General features: G+C 62.8%; 18 protein-coding genes and 1 tRNA gene. 12 read left to right on the forward strand and 7 right to left on the reverse strand.

Translation table 11 applies throughout. The features are described 5' to 3' along the window. Nucleotides 1–161 precede the first annotated feature (161 nt). From AUL35_RS00110 to AUL35_RS00125, 5 genes are read right to left on the reverse strand one after another with little or no spacing between them, the layout of a single operon-like run. The gene (locus tag AUL35_RS00110) at nt 162–437 is read right to left on the reverse strand and encodes a hypothetical protein (RefSeq protein WP_062010818.1); all 276 of its coding nucleotides are present in this window, start codon (nt 435–437) and stop codon (nt 162–164) included. Further along, nucleotides 434–700: a hypothetical protein gene (locus AUL35_RS00115; protein WP_156417763.1), complete on the reverse strand. Its 267-nt coding sequence runs from the start codon at nt 698–700 to the stop codon at nt 434–436. The genes AUL35_RS00110 and AUL35_RS00115 overlap by 4 nt, the downstream gene beginning before the upstream one ends. After that, nucleotides 672–887, reverse strand: coding sequence for a hypothetical protein (locus AUL35_RS21885; RefSeq protein WP_156417764.1), 216 nt, complete (start codon nt 885–887; stop codon nt 672–674). Before AUL35_RS21885 ends, AUL35_RS00115 begins: the two co-directional genes overlap by 29 nt. After that, nucleotides 884–1,225, reverse strand: coding sequence for a hypothetical protein (locus AUL35_RS00120; protein ID WP_062010821.1), 342 nt, complete (start codon nt 1,223–1,225; stop codon nt 884–886). Before AUL35_RS00120 ends, AUL35_RS21885 begins: the two co-directional genes overlap by 4 nt. Continuing rightward, nucleotides 1,222–1,461 (reverse strand): hypothetical protein, encoded by a 240-nt coding sequence (locus tag AUL35_RS00125; protein WP_062010823.1) that lies wholly within the window; start codon nt 1,459–1,461, stop codon nt 1,222–1,224. The genes AUL35_RS00120 and AUL35_RS00125 overlap by 4 nt, the downstream gene beginning before the upstream one ends. 102 nt (nt 1,462–1,563) lie before the next feature. On the opposite strand from AUL35_RS00125, the gene AUL35_RS00130 reads away from it, so the two are divergent. The 4 genes from AUL35_RS00130 to AUL35_RS00145 all read left to right on the forward strand — a co-directional run bounded on the left by AUL35_RS00130 (nt 1,564) and on the right by AUL35_RS00145 (nt 5,047). Further along, nucleotides 1,564–2,091: a hypothetical protein gene (locus AUL35_RS00130; protein WP_062010825.1), complete on the forward strand. Its 528-nt coding sequence runs from the start codon at nt 1,564–1,566 to the stop codon at nt 2,089–2,091. Then, on the forward strand, nt 2,088–3,251 hold the full coding sequence (gene xerC / locus AUL35_RS00135) for a tyrosine recombinase XerC (RefSeq protein WP_062010827.1): 1,164 nt from the start codon (nt 2,088–2,090) through the stop codon (nt 3,249–3,251). Before AUL35_RS00130 ends, xerC begins: the two co-directional genes overlap by 4 nt. Nucleotides 3,252–3,331: 80 nt before the next feature. Beyond that, a tRNA-Ser gene (locus AUL35_RS00140) sits at nt 3,332–3,421 on the forward strand. Nucleotides 3,422–3,997: 576 nt separating this feature from the next. Then, the gene (locus tag AUL35_RS00145; protein WP_192847009.1) at nt 3,998–5,047 is read left to right on the forward strand and encodes a Gfo/Idh/MocA family protein; all 1,050 of its coding nucleotides are present in this window, start codon (nt 3,998–4,000) and stop codon (nt 5,045–5,047) included. Here the strand turns inward: AUL35_RS00145 and AUL35_RS00150 are convergent. Continuing rightward, nucleotides 5,044–6,204, reverse strand: coding sequence for a Gfo/Idh/MocA family protein (locus AUL35_RS00150; protein WP_062010832.1), 1,161 nt, complete (start codon nt 6,202–6,204; stop codon nt 5,044–5,046). The genes AUL35_RS00145 and AUL35_RS00150 overlap by 4 nt on opposite strands. 211 nt (nt 6,205–6,415) lie before the next feature. Between AUL35_RS00150 and AUL35_RS23040 the strand changes: the two genes are divergently transcribed. The 8 genes from AUL35_RS23040 to mazG all read left to right on the forward strand — a co-directional run bounded on the left by AUL35_RS23040 (nt 6,416) and on the right by mazG (nt 15,170). Beyond that, nucleotides 6,416–7,678 carry a septal ring lytic transglycosylase RlpA family protein gene (locus AUL35_RS23040; protein WP_280137309.1) on the forward strand — a complete coding sequence of 421 codons (1,263 nt, stop codon included), beginning with the start codon at nt 6,416–6,418 and terminating at the stop codon, nt 7,676–7,678. An 83-nt stretch (nt 7,679–7,761) separates the two neighbouring features. Further along, nucleotides 7,762–8,967, forward strand: a complete 1,206-nt coding sequence (locus tag AUL35_RS00160) for a D-alanyl-D-alanine carboxypeptidase family protein (RefSeq protein WP_244493614.1) — start codon at nt 7,762–7,764, stop codon at nt 8,965–8,967. Next, nucleotides 8,949–9,659: a dTMP kinase gene (gene tmk, locus AUL35_RS00165; protein ID WP_062010838.1), complete on the forward strand. Its 711-nt coding sequence runs from the start codon at nt 8,949–8,951 to the stop codon at nt 9,657–9,659. The genes AUL35_RS00160 and tmk overlap by 19 nt, the downstream gene beginning before the upstream one ends. Further along, entirely contained in the window at nt 9,656–10,705 is a 1,050-nt protein-coding gene (locus AUL35_RS00170) for a DNA polymerase III subunit delta' (RefSeq protein WP_062010840.1), read from the forward strand. Before tmk ends, AUL35_RS00170 begins: the two co-directional genes overlap by 4 nt. 80 nt (nt 10,706–10,785) lie before the next feature. Further along, nucleotides 10,786–12,330 carry a methionine--tRNA ligase gene (metG, locus tag AUL35_RS00175; RefSeq protein ID WP_062010842.1) on the forward strand — a complete coding sequence of 515 codons (1,545 nt, stop codon included), beginning with the start codon at nt 10,786–10,788 and terminating at the stop codon, nt 12,328–12,330. A gap of 2 nt (nt 12,331–12,332) precedes the next feature. Beyond that, a complete protein-coding gene (locus AUL35_RS00180) occupies nt 12,333–13,142 on the forward strand; it encodes a TatD family hydrolase (RefSeq protein ID WP_062010844.1) in 810 nt (269 codons plus the stop codon). Then, on the forward strand, nt 13,139–13,951 hold the full coding sequence (locus AUL35_RS00185; RefSeq protein WP_062010846.1) for an MBL fold metallo-hydrolase: 813 nt from the start codon (nt 13,139–13,141) through the stop codon (nt 13,949–13,951). The genes AUL35_RS00180 and AUL35_RS00185 overlap by 4 nt, the downstream gene beginning before the upstream one ends. Before the next feature lie 325 nt (nt 13,952–14,276). Beyond that, complete coding sequence (gene mazG / locus AUL35_RS00190) at nt 14,277–15,170, forward strand: nucleoside triphosphate pyrophosphohydrolase (protein WP_062010847.1); 894 nt, start codon at nt 14,277–14,279, stop codon at nt 15,168–15,170. Here mazG and hflX read toward each other — a convergent pair. Then, nucleotides 15,146–16,480 (reverse strand): GTPase HflX, encoded by a 1,335-nt coding sequence (hflX, locus tag AUL35_RS00195; RefSeq protein WP_062010935.1) that lies wholly within the window; start codon nt 16,478–16,480, stop codon nt 15,146–15,148. The two genes, mazG and hflX, sit on opposite strands and share 25 nt — an antisense overlap. Nucleotides 16,481–16,518 lie beyond the last annotated feature (38 nt).

Raw genomic sequence — 16,518 nt, forward strand, 5'->3', positions numbered from 1 at the left:
GATAAGGGACGAGTCAACCGCCACTTCCGTCTTGGAATTCCTATCCGTCAGCGCTACAACATTGGCAGGCAAGTGCATCTCCTGGACCGGGTGGCGACCCGGCTCTTGATTGGTTGGAGGCGAAGGGGTCGGCGTGGTGGCCGCTCCTTCGCTGACAGCTCTCAGGCATGATCCAGTTCGGGCGTTGGATCGAACGCCTCATCAAACAGCTTCCGAGCCCGCTTGCCGATTGCTTCATTCTGGGTGTTCACGAAGATGAACTCGAGATCGTCGGCTGCCCGACAGATGCGGACGTAATCTCGGACTCGGCGCGCATCCTGCAGGTCGTGATCGACCATGCTGAGCAGAAGCGCCTCGGCGTCGCTTGTCGGTAGGTTCGCGACGACGGCCCGGATGTCCGGTACGGCGTCAGTCGGCCGCACATTGAGCGTGGTCATGCTCCATCCTTTCTCGCGATCCGACCCCGGACCGGCTTGTTGGCTTTGGCGATGCGTCTGATGCGGGGTGTGGCGCCCTCGCGGGCGAGGCGCGCGATGACGTTGCGAACCTGAGCCGGGATCTTCCAGCCGGCTTGCTGGCAGCGGCTGAGTGAGCGCAATTCGCGCCAGAGAATGATCGTGTCCCGTTCGACCCGCTTGGCGGTCTTGGTGCGCAGGTACTTCGCGGAATGCTCATACTGACGGCGCGGTGAGGTCGGCATCGATGCCCCCGTGTCCTTCGACATGACGACGTGCGAGCTCATCGATCCGTGCTTCGTCCTCGTCGTCACGCTTCTGCCTGTCGGCGAGGTAGGCACCGGCGAACCGGTCCCAAGTGCGCCGCTCGGCGGCGAGCCGCCGGTGGTGCATGGCCTGCCGGCGGACGGCTTCGAAGGGACTGTTCCTCATCGCACCGGCTCCTTCTGCAGCAGGTCGAAGAACTTCGGCGTGGCGAGCACCGCACGGGCACCATGCGCAAAGGTCCCGCCGCCGATCTGGTCAGCGCCGACCTCATCGAGAATGGTGTCGAACGTCTCGCCCGGCTTGATCGAGTCAACGACCAGCTGGATCAGCGCCCGACACGTCGCGCCGAGAAGGTCACGGCGCTGGCCGGCATCGAGGTTCGGGACCGGAGCCTCGTTCGGCCAGCCTACGAAGGCGCGGAACGCTTCTTCGAGATCGCGCTGGCAGAAGGTCCAGTCCGCAGCGTAGAGCAGCGGCAAGATGCTCACGGTCTCGGTGCTCAAGCTGCCCGCCCAATGTTGAAAGGCAAGCCAAGCTTTTCGGCGAGCGGCGCGACGGGCACGAGAATGCGGCCGCCGACGCGGATTGTCGGCAGGTCGCCGCGGCGGGCGGCTTCGTACGCCGCGCTGCGACCAAGGCCGAAGAACACGTGCCCTGCAGTGATAATGTCTGTCGTTGCCAAACCGAGAACGGCTTCGACGTCCGCTCGCGTGGCAGCTGGGGTGGACTTCTTCGCCATCGTTGGCTCTTTCGTAAAAAGGTGTTACGAAATGATAGGTAGCCTTCGGGCTTCCATCTGACAAGCGTTTCGTATTACTTTTTTACTAAAACTGGATCCTGGATGATCGGCAGACCTAAATTATCGGACGGTGCGACGAAGCCGATCCAGCTCAAGATTGGTGAAGAGGAGTTCGCCGACCTCGAGGAGTGGCGCTTCGCGAACAGAATGGAGTCGCGCTCTGAGGCGATACGACGTTTGATTCAACTGGGTTTGCGCGCCGATCCGCTAGTTCCACTGACGTTTAGCCGAATACTGGAGGCATTGGAAACAGCTCAAAAACTGCAGGTCCAGATGCAGGGTTTCGACGCAAAAAAGCTGTCTAAAGAACAATACTTTGCAAGCGTCGCTACAGCGGTCGGTGAAATGTATGGCGACGTTTTGGACGCGATACTTTCCGCCGCGGCTCAATCAATGGCTTTGGTCAATGAGGTGGCCGCGATACATCAGAACTCAGATATTAAGGACGCAGTCGCGAAAGCGGACGAGATAAAACAGCATTACCTGAATGAGCTCGAGAAGCTGCGTGGCGATATCGGCGCGGAAAAAGCGCGACGGCGTTTCGTACTCGATCGGGAGGACGAAGAATGAAGGGCTCTATCAAAGAGCGCTCGCCCGGCACGTGGGCGATCATCCTCGACAATCCGGAGCGGGATCCGGTCACCGGTAAGCGCCGGCGCAAGTGGCACACGTTCCACGGCACGAAGCGCGAGGCTCAGGTCGAGTGCGCCCGTCTCGTCACGATGATCAAGCACGGCGGGTACACCGAGCCGACGAAGACGACGGTGGCGCAGTTCCTAGATCGCTGGTTGACGCACGAGAAGGCCAGCGTCGCGCCGAAGACGCACGAGCGCTACACCGAGATCGCCCGCAAGAACATCATGCCGCTGATCGGCTCGACGACGCTGGCGAAGCTGAAGGTCGAGGCGATCGATGCGGCCTGGACGAAGGCACTGGCGAGCGGCCGACGGAACGGGAAGGGCGGTCTCTCGCCCCGCACCGTCCACCATATGCGCCGCGTCCTGATCAAGGCGCTCAACCAGGCCGTGGTCTGGGAGATGATCCCGAAGAACCCGGCAACGCTCTCCAAGCCGCCGAAGGTCGAACGGAAGGCGATGTCGGCCTACGGGTCCGACACGACCGCGCAGCTCCTTGAGGCCGTGCGCGGAACGCGGATCTATGTGCCGGTGCTGCTGGCCGTCATGTGCGGCCTGCGCCGCGGCGAGGTGGTGGCGCTGCGCTGGAAGGACGTCGAGCTGGGCGACAACCAGCGGCGCCTGTCGGTGGTGGCGACGGCCGAGCAGACGAAGACGGGTGTCCGCCAGAAGGAGACGAAGACGGGCAGGGGGCGCGTGGTGGATCTCAGCGCCAGTATGACGGCCGAGCTATTGCGGCATCGGGCCGCGCAAGCGGAGGAGCAGCTGCGCCTCGGCGTGCGCGTGACGCCCGACAGCTTCGTGGTCGCTCAGGTGGACGGCCAGCCGCTCCAGCCGAACTCACTGACGCACGAGTGGGTGCGGATCCTGGCGAAGTCCGATCTGCCCCGCATCCGCTTCCACGACCTTCGGCATAGCCACGCGACGCAGATGCTTGCGGCTGGCGTCCACCCGAAGGTCGCTCAGGAACGGCTCGGCCATTCGACGATCGCGATCACGCTCGACATCTACAGCCACGTCATGCCGGGCATGGGCGCCAGCGCAGCCGAGTTGGTTGACGCTGCGGTCCGGCAGGCGGTAAAGCCGAAGGCGTAGAGCCGTTCGGTAGCAATTCGGTAGCAGCGGACCAAATGAAGAGCGCTGCGAAGCCAGATTTGCCAACGATTACAAGGCTTGGATGGGTGGCCGAGTGGTTTAAGGCAGCGGTCTTGAAAACCGCCGTGCGGGGAACCGTACCGTGAGTTCGAATCTCACCCCATCCGCCAACGCTCCTTCGTTGCCAACAGTGCTCTGTCACCAGGTGATCTCGACAAACTCTCGAGTTCGTGAAGGTTTTGATCGTACGTTGCGGTGAGGGGGGACGCAGGTTGGTATTGGCATTCCGTCTTGACTATACCGGAAGCGAGGGCCGTCCCAGAGCTTGAACACCGCTAACCCAACACCTTTGGCATTTGCGCTACATCAACGCCGCGGCGTTCCGGCGCCTCTTACTGAACGACATGGTGATCGCATTCCTGTCGTGAGGTCAGCGAGGTCGCTATGCGCCGCCGGTTGGTTTTCAGTCTGTTGGTTGCCGTCGTAAATTTGTCCGGATGTGTCACGCCGCACTGTTACCCGCTCAGTCATCGTGCATGCGGACCCGCCGATCCGGTCCGGAAAATGAGCGGGCTATCAGGACCGTCGCTGTGAATTGCGCTCAAGCGTGATTGCATCTGGAGATCTGTCCCGCGCGGGCAAGCGGGCATCGACACAACGCGGTTCATTGCTGCTAGATAGGGCTTCGTCGCGATGCGGCGGTCCGCGTGTCGATGCCGCGGGATAGGCGAGCGCGGAGGCTTCTCTTGGCATCGGGGCGATTGGGGCTGGCCGTCATTGGAACGGGTGTGATCGCACGTCGTTTCGCCGCGGATCTGCGATATTCCCGCTCGGCGGATATCGTCTCGGTCGGCGCTCGCGACCCGTTGAAGGCGAAGGGGTTCGCGGCTGCCATCGGTTCCGGCGTGACGGGCGCAGGGATCGAGGCCGCCATGGCCATGCCGCAGGTCGGCGCTGTCTATATCGCGACCGCAAATGCCGTTCATGTCGAACATGCCATGATGGCGATCAGGCTTGGAAAGTCAGTTCTTGTCGAGAAGCCACTCGCCGTCTCCCTCTCGGACGCCGAACGCCTGGTCGAAGTCGCACGGTCGGCTGGCGTCTTCATGATGGAGGCTATGTGGGCTCGCTTCACGCCCGGTCAGCGCCGGTTGAAGGAAATTGCCGACAGCGCCGATCTGGGTGCGACGCGGCGCCTTCACGCGGATATCGCGTATTTCGATCCGAACCGGAATGCTTCGCACGAGGCTGATGGAGCGTTGCTGGATCTCGGCATTTATCCGATTTCCATAGCGCTGCATCTCCTGGGGCCCGTGTCGGAAGTGCTAGCTGCCGGGCGCCGAAGCGCGAACGGCGTGATCGAGCGAGCCGAACTTGTTCTGCGGCATGGCGACGTCTTCTCCTGCCTTTCGGCCGCATGGGATGCAGACGGCATGAACCGACTTTCCCTGGTGGGAGCGGGCGGGACGGTCGAGGCGGCGGCACCACTCTTCTCACCGCCATTCCTTACGCTTCGTCGGGCAGACCATCCCCGGCCGGCAAGCGAAGCGGCGGAGCCCGGGATTCAAATCGACCGGCAAGATAGGATCTCGCGGCTTCGCGCCGTCCGGGCGGTCGCGCACTGCGCCCGCGCCCGGCGCATCCCGACACTCTTCAAAGGCAGTGGATTGCAGTATCAGGTCGACCATATGGTCGAGTGCCTTCGCGACGGTCTCGCGGAAAGCCCGGTCATGCCATCGGCTGCGAGCCTGGCAGCGCTCGGTATCGTTGAGGCCGCCTCGCGCAAGATCGTCTAGTCTAGCAGCGGCAGGGACGAGAAGCTGCTGCGTGGCTTGTAGGGTGAGGGGAACCGGCCTGCGTCCTGGGCGACCAGTGCGAGCTCGGTAATGTGGAGTGCGAAATCCGCCGGCATCGGAAGGTCGCGCCCCTGTTTCAGAGCTCGCGCTGTTGCCGCGGGACCGCGCGAGAAATCCATCCGCGAAGGGAAGCCTGGCGTGATCGCAGCACTTGGACGCAGCGCAAGCCGCTCGCCCAGCCAATGACGACCAGGAAGATATCGCTCAAGGCGGCCGATCGCTTGCGGAAGCTTCGGGATCCGCGAGCGTGGCCGTCCTTCCGCATCCCGTAGCCAAACGCCGGAACGATAGTTCCATCCATCCGTAACCGTCATCGTACCTTCCGTGCCCACGACATGGAGCGAACGGTCCCGCGGGGCAGCCAAGCCGCAGGTCAGGCGCGCAACGACGCCGCCGCCGAAGCGAAGGCATGTGACGGAAAAGTCGCCGGCCCAACCACCCGGCGGAGAGGGAAGGTTCTTTTCATCGAACAGCCGTGCCGAAAAGGCCGTCACTTCGGTCGCGGGGCCGAAGAAGGCACAAAGCCAAGTGAGGTAGTACCCAGCGTGCTCGAGCGTGCAACCGACGGCGAACTCATCGTGCGCCGGCCAGGGCGCACCCGAGGGAGAATGCCAATCGCGGAAGTGCTCGCGGAAGACCATCGAGTCCTCCATCTCCGCATAGGCGAGGCGTACTTGGCCCAGGCGTCCGTCGCGAATGGCCTGGCCGGCGGCGAGGGCGGCTTCGCCGAGGATCGAGCAAGGTGCAGCCGTGATGGCAAGCCCGCGCGCGTGTGCGATGCGAACGAGATCCTCCCCGTCCTCCACGCTCATCGCCAACGGCTTTTCGGAGTAGACATGTTTGCCGCTTTCCAGCGCGGCTTTCGAGACGTCGTAATGGCTGCCGGGGTTGGTGAGGTTGAGAACCATCTCGACCTCCGGATCTTCCAGAAGGGCCGCCAGGCTAGGATAGACTGGAACCTTGTGGAAAGACGCGAACACTTTCATTCGCTCGGATCGTCGGTCGTACACTCCGGCGAGCGCGAGGTCGGGATGATTGCGCAGGGTCAGCATGTAGTAGTCGGCAACATAACCGCAGCCGACGATGGCGATCTTCATGCTGAGTTCCGTATCTGCAGATATTTCCTGTCATCCTAACGTTCGATGATGAAGGATTGCCGAAGAGCCGCGTATACGCATTGAGTGTCGCCGCTGCGATGTTCTGCGTCGTGACGAGGTCTCCCGGTCTACACGATGCCCGATATGCGAAATTATTTGTGGAAAAACTAGCCGCGCTCTCCGACACGCCGGCAGGACATGCTCGTGTCGCTTGCTTTTGATTCACATGTTGTCAACGATCATGGGCGAGGGATGGGTTTCGACGTTCGCGGCTGCGAACCGTGAAGCCGGGGTAAGACCAATCATGGGGGTACGGATGTGGCTGATCGCGGGATCACGTCGCCGTTGGGTTGCCCGCACGGCACTGATCGCGCTGAGCGCCACGGTTCTGGCGGGATGCCAGTCCCGGTCCCAGTCGTCTTCGACGCATGGCGATTTGGCGCCCGAGGACGATGCACCAATCTTCAGCTCATCCATCTTCGGCGTGAAGGCAAGTCCGCGTGTAACCCGTTTGAAGCGTGTGCCGAAGGGCGGGGGCCGTGATCAGACTGGCCAGCCGTACAAGGTTCGCGGCAAATGGTATTATCCAAAGGAAGAGCCCGGCTACGTCAAGACGGGTGAGGCGTCCTGGTACGGGTCGAACTTCCACGGTCGGCTGACGGCCAACGGTGAAATCTACGACATGTACCACCTGTCGGCGGCGCACCCGACCTTTCCGCTTCCATCCTACGCTCGCGTCACGAACCGCAAGACCGGTGCGTCAGTGATGGTCCGAGTGAACGATCGCGGGCCCTACATGCATGACCGCGTCATGGATGTTTCGTCGAAGGCGGCCGAAATGCTTGGCTTCCAACGTGACGGTATCGCGGATGTGAAGGTTGAGTATGTCGGAAGGGCCCCCCTCGAGGGTGACGACACGAAGCTTCTGATGGCATCGTACCGCCCAGGTGATGCTCGGCCGATCGATGACGGTCTGCCAACCGGCGTGATGATTGCCTCGAATCGTCCCGCAAACCCTGCGCCCTTGCTCACGGCTGCGGCCTTCTCTCCCCCGAAGCCGGCCGTCGCGCGTTCGACGGCACCCCGTCGCGGAGACGCGATGTCGGTCGAAGACCTGATCAAGGCTTACGATGCTCCCGCCGGCGGCGCGATGGCGCCGATACCGACATCTCGCGGGCTGGCTCTGTCCTACGCTCCGCAAACCCCGACCCGAGGGGCGAAGGCCGCGCTCGGCACCCTACTGAACGACACGGTAGCGCTCTCGAATGCCGGTTCGGAGCGCATTGAGGTCGGAGTGATCGACCGCAACCTGCGCGAAAAAATCTCCGTTCTCGCAATGACGGCCGGCCTTGAGTTGTCCGACGAGGGTGATGGTGCTGTCGCGATCGCGCTTCCGCCTGGCTCGAATGGCGACGACCTGCTGGCCCATGTGTGGAAGGCCGGCGCACGCGAAGCCTTCATCCCGCGCGATTGATCTGCATTTCGTTTGGAGCATATGGCGCCGATGCGCGCGATGACCGTTTCTGATAGGCTCGGTCAACGACGATCGGTAAGCACATGGACGCCAGGCGAATGAAGCGGGTTCGAAGACGTCGGTGGATCGGCGCGACGCTTGCCGCCGCTTGCGGAGTGTGTGCACCTACATATTCGCTGGCCCAGGAACCCAAGCCCTTCGCATTCGAGACACCGGCCACCACAGCCTACGTCATCGATGCTGAAACGCGCACGGTCCTCTACGAAAAAGCACCCGACGATCGCTTCGAGCCGGCCTCGCTCGCGAAGATCATGACGGTGGAAACCGTCCTTGATGCGATGCAGAAGGGCGAGGCGACCGCAGAAACGCCCTATCCTGTCTCGGATCATGCCTGGCGCACGGGTGGTGCGCCGTCCCGGACCGCCACCATGTTCGCGGCGGTGCGGTCGTCCATTCCGGTCGAGGCTCTTCTGCGGGGCGTCATGGTCCAGGGCGCCAACGACGCCTCGATCATCCTCGGAGAGGGGCTCGCTGGAACCGAAAGCGCCTTCGCGCTGCGTATGAACCAGCGAGCGGGCGAGTTAGGTCTCCGCAACAGTCACTTTGTGAACCCGACCGGACTACCGGCGGAAGGGCAATACACGACCGCACGCGATATTGGCCTGCTCTCGTCGCATGTGCGGCAAGCTTACCCGTCCTGGTATCTGTTCTATGCCCAGCCTGAATTCGAGTGGAACAAAGTGCGCCAGCGCAACCGCAATCCGCTGCTGCGCGGCAACATCGGCGTGACAGGGCTCGCTACAGGCTTCGCAGAAGGGCAGGGCTATTCGATCTCAGCGCTGATGGAGACCGACGGCCGGGCGACGGTCGCCGTGCTCGGAGGATTCTCAAGCGATTCCGTGCGCACGAAAGAGACGGAACGTCTTCTCGTCTGGGCGCGCGACAATTTCGAGAAGCGCACGCTGTTCGCGCAAGCGGCTGCGGCGGGATACGCCTCGGTCTACGGTGGCCTGGAGACATCCGTTCCGCTCGTCCTGAAGCAGGATCTCGTCGCCTATGTTCCGAAGGGGCGGGCGGATCTCGTCCGGGCGGAGATACGCTACGACGCCCCCTTGCACGCGCCGATCGAGAAGGACGAGCGCATCGGCAGTCTGCAGGTCACGGTAGATGGGAAACCTGTGCTCGATGCTGATCTCTTCGCGGGCGCGGCGGTCCATGAGGGTAGCTTCTCGTCACGTGCGATCGGTGCAGCGCAGGAACTCGCGTTCGGATGGATTCGCCGATTGTGATTAATGAAGAACAGGGTTCGGCCGAGTCCCGCGGTTGGTTCGTTACGTTCGAGGGCGGCGAGGGCGCTGGCAAGACGACGCAGATCGCGCGTCTTGCCAGGACACTGCGTAGTCGAGGGTGCGACGTCGTATCGACCCGGGAGCCGGGCGGTACGCCTGGTGCCGACGCGATCCGTTCGCTCGTCTTGTCGGGTGCCGCGGAGGACCTTGGAACGGAAACCGAGGCCATTCTCTTTGCAGCAGCCCGCCTTGATCACATCGCGCTCGTCATTCGGCCGGCGCTTGAGCGTGGCGCGATCGTGCTGTGCGACCGTTTTCACGACTCGACCCGTGTCTACCAGGGGCTCGCCACCGGGTCGGACCAGGAGTTCCTGAAGATCGTCGAAGACGCCGTGCTGGAAGACATTCGGCCGTCGCTGACGCTCATGCTCGATCTTCCAGCTGAAATCGGTCTCGCGCGTGCCAGCGCGAGGCGCCAGAATGCGGCTCTTCCCGACCGGTTCGAGAAGGAGACCCTTGCGCTGCACGAGGCTCGGCGCCAGGGTTTTCTCACGATAGCCCGCAGCGAACCAGACCGCTGCGTGGTGATCGACGCGTTGCAGGAGGAGGATGCGGTGGCGCGTTCGGTTCTCGATGCTTTCGACCTTCGGTTGCCCGGTTGCGCGAGGAAGGGCGCCGACGCGACGTCATGATCGAGTCCACCCAGCATCATGACGATATCGAGAACGTCCTTCCGCCTGCATCGACGCTACGACTTCTAGGCCGCGGCTCAGAATGGTCGGAGCTGTCCGAAGCTTTCGCCTCTGGACGCATGCATCATGCCTGGTTGCTGCAGGGGCCTGCGGGCATTGGTAAGGCAACGACCGCCTTCGCCTTCGCGCGGCGTATCGCAGGCGACATGCCGTCGGGCGTAGCCGACGACTTGCGCTTCGATCCGGACTCTGCGGTCGTTCGACAGATCGCGCAGGCTGCCCATCCTCGTATCCTGCATCTGACCCGACCGCCTGTCGAACGAGGTGAGGGTTTCAAGACGCAGATCACCGTGGACGAAATCCGTCGGCTCAATCATTTTTTCCAATCGACGAGCGGTGGCGCATGGCGCGTTGCCATCCTCGACCCTGCTGACGATCTGAATCGCAGCGCGGCCAATGCTCTGCTGAAGACGCTGGAGGAACCGCCTCCGCGTTCGCTCTTCCTGATCGTCAACCACGCGGCGGGGCGGATCCTTCCGACGATCCGCTCCCGGTGTCGCGTCCTCCGCTTCGAGACGCTGCCGGAGAACGTCGTCGCCGGCATTCTGGCAGAGGTTGCTGCCGATGATGACGCGAGCGAACGCCGTCAGGCCGCGGCGAGCTCTGGCGGCGCTGTGCGTACGGCACTTGCGACCCTTCGAAATGGCGGGCACGAAATCGTCGAGGCGACCGCTCGGCTCTTGTCATTGACCGCACCGGACTGGACCGCTGTACACGCGATGACGGATAGCCTAGTGCAGAAGGGCCGCGAGGCTGCGTTCGGCCTTGCGCTTGAGGCCTTCGCCGCACGTTTGGCGGCGGAAGCCGAGGAGGCGTTGCAGAACCGCCCCCAGGAGGCAGCGCGATTGGCGGCGCTCTGGCAGAGCGAGACTGCAAGGTGGCGAGAGGCGGCGGCCTACAATCTCGACCGCAAGCAGGTCGTGCTGACCTTCTTTCATAATCTGTACGACCTTCGGCGGCAGCTGAGGGAAGGTGCCGAGGTCTGACCGCGACAACGCTTCGTTGAGGCGACGCCTGCGATGGGCTATGGCCGCAGGCAAGGCACGCCTCCAGCGCAAGAAGACCCATGGCCGAACGTTTCTACCTGACGACCGCGATCTCCTATCCGAACGGCAAACCGCATATCGGCCACGCCTACGAGCTGATCGCGACCGACGCGATCGCGCGCTTCAAGCGTTTGGACGGATACGACGTCCTGTTCCTCACCGGAACCGACGAGCACGGTATCAAGATGCTGCAGACCGCAAAGGCGCAGGGCATCGAGCCGCAGGAACTGGCGGACCGCAACTCTGCCGAATTTCGGGAAATGGGCCGGCGCGTCGGCAGCTCGAACGACGATTTCATCCGGACCACGCAGGAACGCCATCGGCGCGCATGCCAGGAGATCTGGCGCCGAATGGAGGCGGCCGGCGACATCTATAAGGATTCCTACGCGGGATGGTATTCGGTCCGCGACGAGGCCTACTACGGCGAAGACGAGACACGCCTCAACGAGGCGGGCGTGCGCCTTGGCCCGCAAGGGACCCCGGTCGAGTGGGTCGAGGAGGAAAGCTACTTCTTCCGTCTTTCGGCCTACGGTGAGCGGCTGCTGGCGCTCTATGAGGAGGTCCCGGGTTTCATCGCGCCGACCGAGCGTCGAAACGAGGTTCTCAGCTTCGTTCGGTCCGGGCTACGGGATCTTTCGATCTCACGGACGACCTTCGACTGGGGCATTCCCGTCCCGGGCGACGAGCGCCACGTCATGTATGTCTGGGTCGACGCGCTGACGAACTACCTGACCGCAACCGGCTTTCCGGATGAAAGCGACCGCAGCGGCTTCTGGCCGGCGGATCTCCACGTCGTCGGCAAGGATATCGTACGCTTCCATACGGTCTATTGGCCGGCCTTCCTCATGTCGGCTGGCATCGAACTGCCGCGCCGTGTCTTCGTGCATGGCTTCCTGTTCAATCGCGGGGAGAAGATGTCGAAATCGGTCGGCAACGTCATCGACCCACTTTCGCTCATCGATACCTATGGCCTCGACGCCTTTCGCTATTTCCTCCTTCGGGAGGTGCCGTTCGGACAGGACGGCAACTATTCGCACGAGGCAATCGTCGCCCGCATGAACTCGGAACTGGCGAACGACCTCGGCAATCTGGCCCAGCGCTCGCTTTCCATGATCGCGAAGAACCTGGATGGAGTTCTTCCCTCGCCGGGTGAACTGACCGCCGACGACCACGCCATGCTCGAGCTGAGCGGAACCCTCCTCGAGCGGTGCCGGGAAGCTGTCGACCGCCAGGAACTTCACGGAATGCTGGCGTCGATCGTGTCCGTCGTATCGGAGGCCAATCGCTATTTCGCCGCACAGGAGCCGTGGGTCCTTCGCAAGACCGATCCGGCCCGCATGGGAACGGTCCTGTACGTGACGGCTGAGGTGGTGCGCCGTGCGGCTCTGCTCCTCCAGCCGATCATGCCGGACGCGACCGCCAAGCTGCTCGACCTCCTCGCGGTCGGCGATACGGAACGCTCGTTCGTGGAACTTGCGCAGGGACGCGTCCTCGAGCCCGGGCGCGTCCTGCCGACGCCTGTCGGCATCTTCCCGCGCTATGTCGAGGCAGATGCGCAGGCTTGACCATGTCCGAACTGTTTCTCGTCGATAGCCACTGCCATTTGGACTTTGCGGATTTCCAAGCGGAACGCGACGCGATCGTCGCCCGAGCCGGCGATGCGGGCGTCGGGCTTCTCGTGACGATCTCGACGCGTGTCGCCAAGATCGCCGAACTCCTGGAACTGACGCGGCACTACCCGAACGTGTTCGCAAGTGTCGGCACGCATCCGCTCAACGCCGGAGAAGAACCGGACCGCACTGTCGAGGAACTACTCCGACTTTCCGCAGAGCCGAAGGTGGTCGCGATCGGCGAAGCAGGGCTCGACTATCATTACGATCGCGCTCCCCGCGACGTCCAGGCGGCCGTCTTCCGCCGTCAGATCGAAGCCGCTCGCCTGATGCAACTGCCACTCGTCATTCACGCGCGTGCAGCCGACGACGACATGGAGGCGATCTTGGTCGAAGAAAGCGGGAAGGGGACCTTTCCGTTCATCCTGCACTGCTTCTCGTCCGGCCCCCGGCTTGCGGAAGTCGGCGTCGACCTCGGCGGCTATGTGTCCTTTTCGGGAATCTTGGCCTTCCCGAAGTCGAACGAGTTGAGAGAGATCGCGGCACGGGTGCCCCTCGACCGTCTTCTCGTGGAAACCGACGCACCTTACCTTGCGCCGCCGCCCTATCGAGGGAAGCGTAACGAGCCGGCTTACGTTGCTCATACGGCCGCGCGGCTGGCCGAGGTCAGGGGCGTATCGCTGAACGAGATCGGACGGATCACCAGCGACAACTTCTTCCGTCTGTTCGGCAAGGTCCCGGATCCACGTCGTGGTCCAGCGTCGTGACGGACCGACTGCGGCTGACCATTCTCGGGTGCGGATCGTCGCCGGGCGTGCCTCGCATCCTCGGAGATTGGGGAAACTGCGATCCGACCGAGCCGCGCAATCGCCGACTTCGATGCGCGGCGCTCATTCAGCGGATCCGTGCCGACGGCGCGACGACCACGGTGTCCATTGATTGTGGTCCGGACTTTCGCGAACAGATGCTGGCTGCGCGTGTCCGGCGTCTTGACGGCGTCGTGGTTACGCACCCCCATGCGGACCACATCCATGGTTTGGATGACCTCAGAGGCTACGTCCTAGAACAACGCCATCTCATCGACCTCTATGCGGATTTGCCGACCTACGAGCGCATGTTCGAGGCGTTCGCCTACTGCTTCCGGACCCCGGTCGGCAGTTCCTATCCGCCGATCGTTCGTCATCGGCTCATCAACGCAGGCTCTGCATTCGAGATCGATGGTCCCGGCGGGCCGATCCATTGGAAGCCATTCCGCCAGACGCATGGGTCAATTCACTCGCTCGGCTTCCGGATCGGCCCGGTAGCCTATTGCAGCGATGTCAGCGATTTTCCACCCGACGCGCAAAATGCGATACGCGGCGCCGAACTCATCGTCATCGACGCCTTGCAATATCGCCCACATCCCAGCCACTTTTCGCTTGAACAGGCTCTGACTTGGATCGAACGACTAGGGGTTTCTCGAGCCGTCTTGACGCACATGCATACACCGCTCGACTACGCGACGCTCTGCCGCGATCTTCCGGAGCATATCCGGCCAGCGCATGACGGCCTTGCGCTCGAGTTTCCGATCGATTGATCGCAGCTCTGCCAAGCGATCGGGCCGCGAGTTACATTCGTTTATTCCCGCGACCCATTGCCGTGATAGCGTCGCACAACGCGGGGATTCACACGAAACGGCGCCTTCCTACGATAGTTCCATAATGCATATTATGCCACTTGAGCTGATTTGCGTTTGGAGGGATGATGCGATGTTGGTCTCATGTCCTCGCAACATTTTCGCTCCGGTCATAGCGTCCCCTTCCATACCGATCGCCGCCGGTGCTTGCTTGCTGCGTTCGACCTCTGGGACGTAGACACTGATGATCGCCCCAATTTCCGCCTTCAAGCCAAAGGATCGTCCCATGCAGCCATCAGCGGATGTCTCGCGTCTCGTCGACATCATGCGAGCGCTGCGAGCACCGAATACGGGGTGTCCATGGGACCTCGAACAGAATTTCGAGACCATCGCGCCGTATACGATCGAGGAAGCCTACGAAGTCGTGGACGCGATCGAGCGCCGGGATGCCGTCGACCTTTGTGAGGAACTCGGCGACCTGCTGTTGCAGGTCGTCTATCACTCGCAGCTGGCGGCCGAGGCCGGCCTGTTCACCTTCGACGAGGTGGTTCTCGCGATCACGCGGAAGATGATCCGGCGCCACCCGCACGTTTTCGGCGATGCCGAGGCACGTTCAGCTCGCTCGGCCAAGGGACAATGGGAACAAATCAAGGCTGAAGAAAAAGCCGAGCGCGCTGCGGCTCGGCGGCGAAATGAGCCGCTGGACCGGTCCATCGGAGCCGCTGACTGGAACCGTCCGGCGGCAAATTCGGCGCATCTTTTGGAAGACGTCCCCGGCGCCATGCCGTCGCTGATGCTCGCTCAGAAGGTTCAGGACAAGGCCGCTCGGGTCGGCTTTGACTGGACGCAATTGCCTCCGATCCTGGAAAAGCTTCGCGAGGAAACTGACGAGTTGGAGGCGGCGGCCGCTTCAACGGACGACGCTGCCTGCCGTGATGAACTGGGCGATGTCCTTTTCACAGCCGTCAACGTGGCCCGGCGCCTCGGCATAGACGCGGATGCTGCCCTACGCGGAACGATCCGCAAGTTTCGCCGACGCTTCGCCCTCATGGAAGACGAGGCGCGGCGGAACGGAGAGGAACTGGCCGAACTAGATCTCGACCGCCAGGAAAGCCTTTGGCAGTCGGCGAAAGCGCTCGCAGCCCGGCAGCCGGATCAGTTGATCCGGACGCCGGGATAGCGACTGCCTAGCCGCTGCAGGTCACTACGAGCCTGTCTCGTCACGTCGAGCGTCAAGTTGACACCGCCGTCCTCGCGATCTTCGCGATCGCGAACGACCGCATTCTCATAGAGCCACGGCAGAAGCTGCAGGCTGTCAGGCGGAACGTCCAGATGAAGTTCGTCGGCACGCCCCGCTATGCGCTGTTCGACATCAGCGAGAAGCGCGTCGATGCCTTCCCCGGTGATGGCCGAGACGAGATGGACGGCCTGGTCATCCCCATGCGAAGCCGCGGTCGCCTGCAGATGGGCCAACCCAGTCTCGTCGAGTCGATCGATCTTGTTCCAAACCTCGATCACGTGCTCCGAATCCGCGGCATCGATATCGAGATCGGATAGGATCTTCCTGACGTCCGATGCCTGCGCCAGAGCGTCGGGATCGGACATATCGCGGACGTGCAGAACCAGATCCGCCTCGATGACCTCTTCGAGCGTTGCCCGAAAGGCCGCCACCAGATGGGTCGGCAATTCGGAGATGAAGCCCACCGTATCGGAGAAGATGACCTCGGTCCCGTGCGGCAACGTCAAACGCCGAAGCGTCGGGTCCAGCGTCGCAAACAGGAGGTCTTTCGCGAGGACGTTCGCACCAGTGATCCGGTTGAAGAGCGTCGATTTGCCCGCATTGGTGTATCCCACCAGTGCGATGACCGGATGCGGAGCCTTCTTGCGTTTGGATCGATGCAGGGTGCGTGTGCGGCGGACCTGTTCGAGCTCCTTCTCCAGGCGCTTGATCTTGTCCTGAAGCTGCCTGCGGTCGGCCTCGATCTGGGTCTCACCGGGACCGCCGAGGAAGCCGGCACCGCCCCGTTGACGCTCGAGGTGGGTCCAGGATCGCACCAAGCGCCCACGTTGATAGTTCAGGTGCGCAAGTTCGACCTGAAGCCGCCCCTCCTTGGTACGCGCACGGCGCCCGAAGATTTCCAGGATCAGACCTGTGCGGTCCAGAACCTTGGCGTTCAGTTCCTTCTCGAGGTTGCGCTGCTGAACCGGCGTCAGCGGATGATCGATGATGACTAGACCAATCTCCTCGGCCGCGACGAGCCCTTTGAGCTCCTCGACCTTGCCGCTGCCTAGTAACGTCGCTGGCTGCGCTTTCGCAACCGAGATGAGCCCACGCGCCACGATGTCGAGATCGATGGCGGCAGCCAACCCCTCGGCCTCGACAAGGCGATCCTCATCGGCGCGGCGTGGGGCCTCGGGATCGTCCGCCGAGCGCTGCCTGAGGAGGGGTACGAAGACCCCTGCCCGCGTCGCCTGACTCTTGTGCTCGATGGGCGCCCTTGGCTCCCGCTCATTCGTCCAATCGGTCA

The sequence above is a fragment of the Aureimonas sp. AU4 genome (assembly GCF_001463765.1).
GTDB lineage: Bacteria > Pseudomonadota > Alphaproteobacteria > Rhizobiales > Rhizobiaceae > Aureimonas.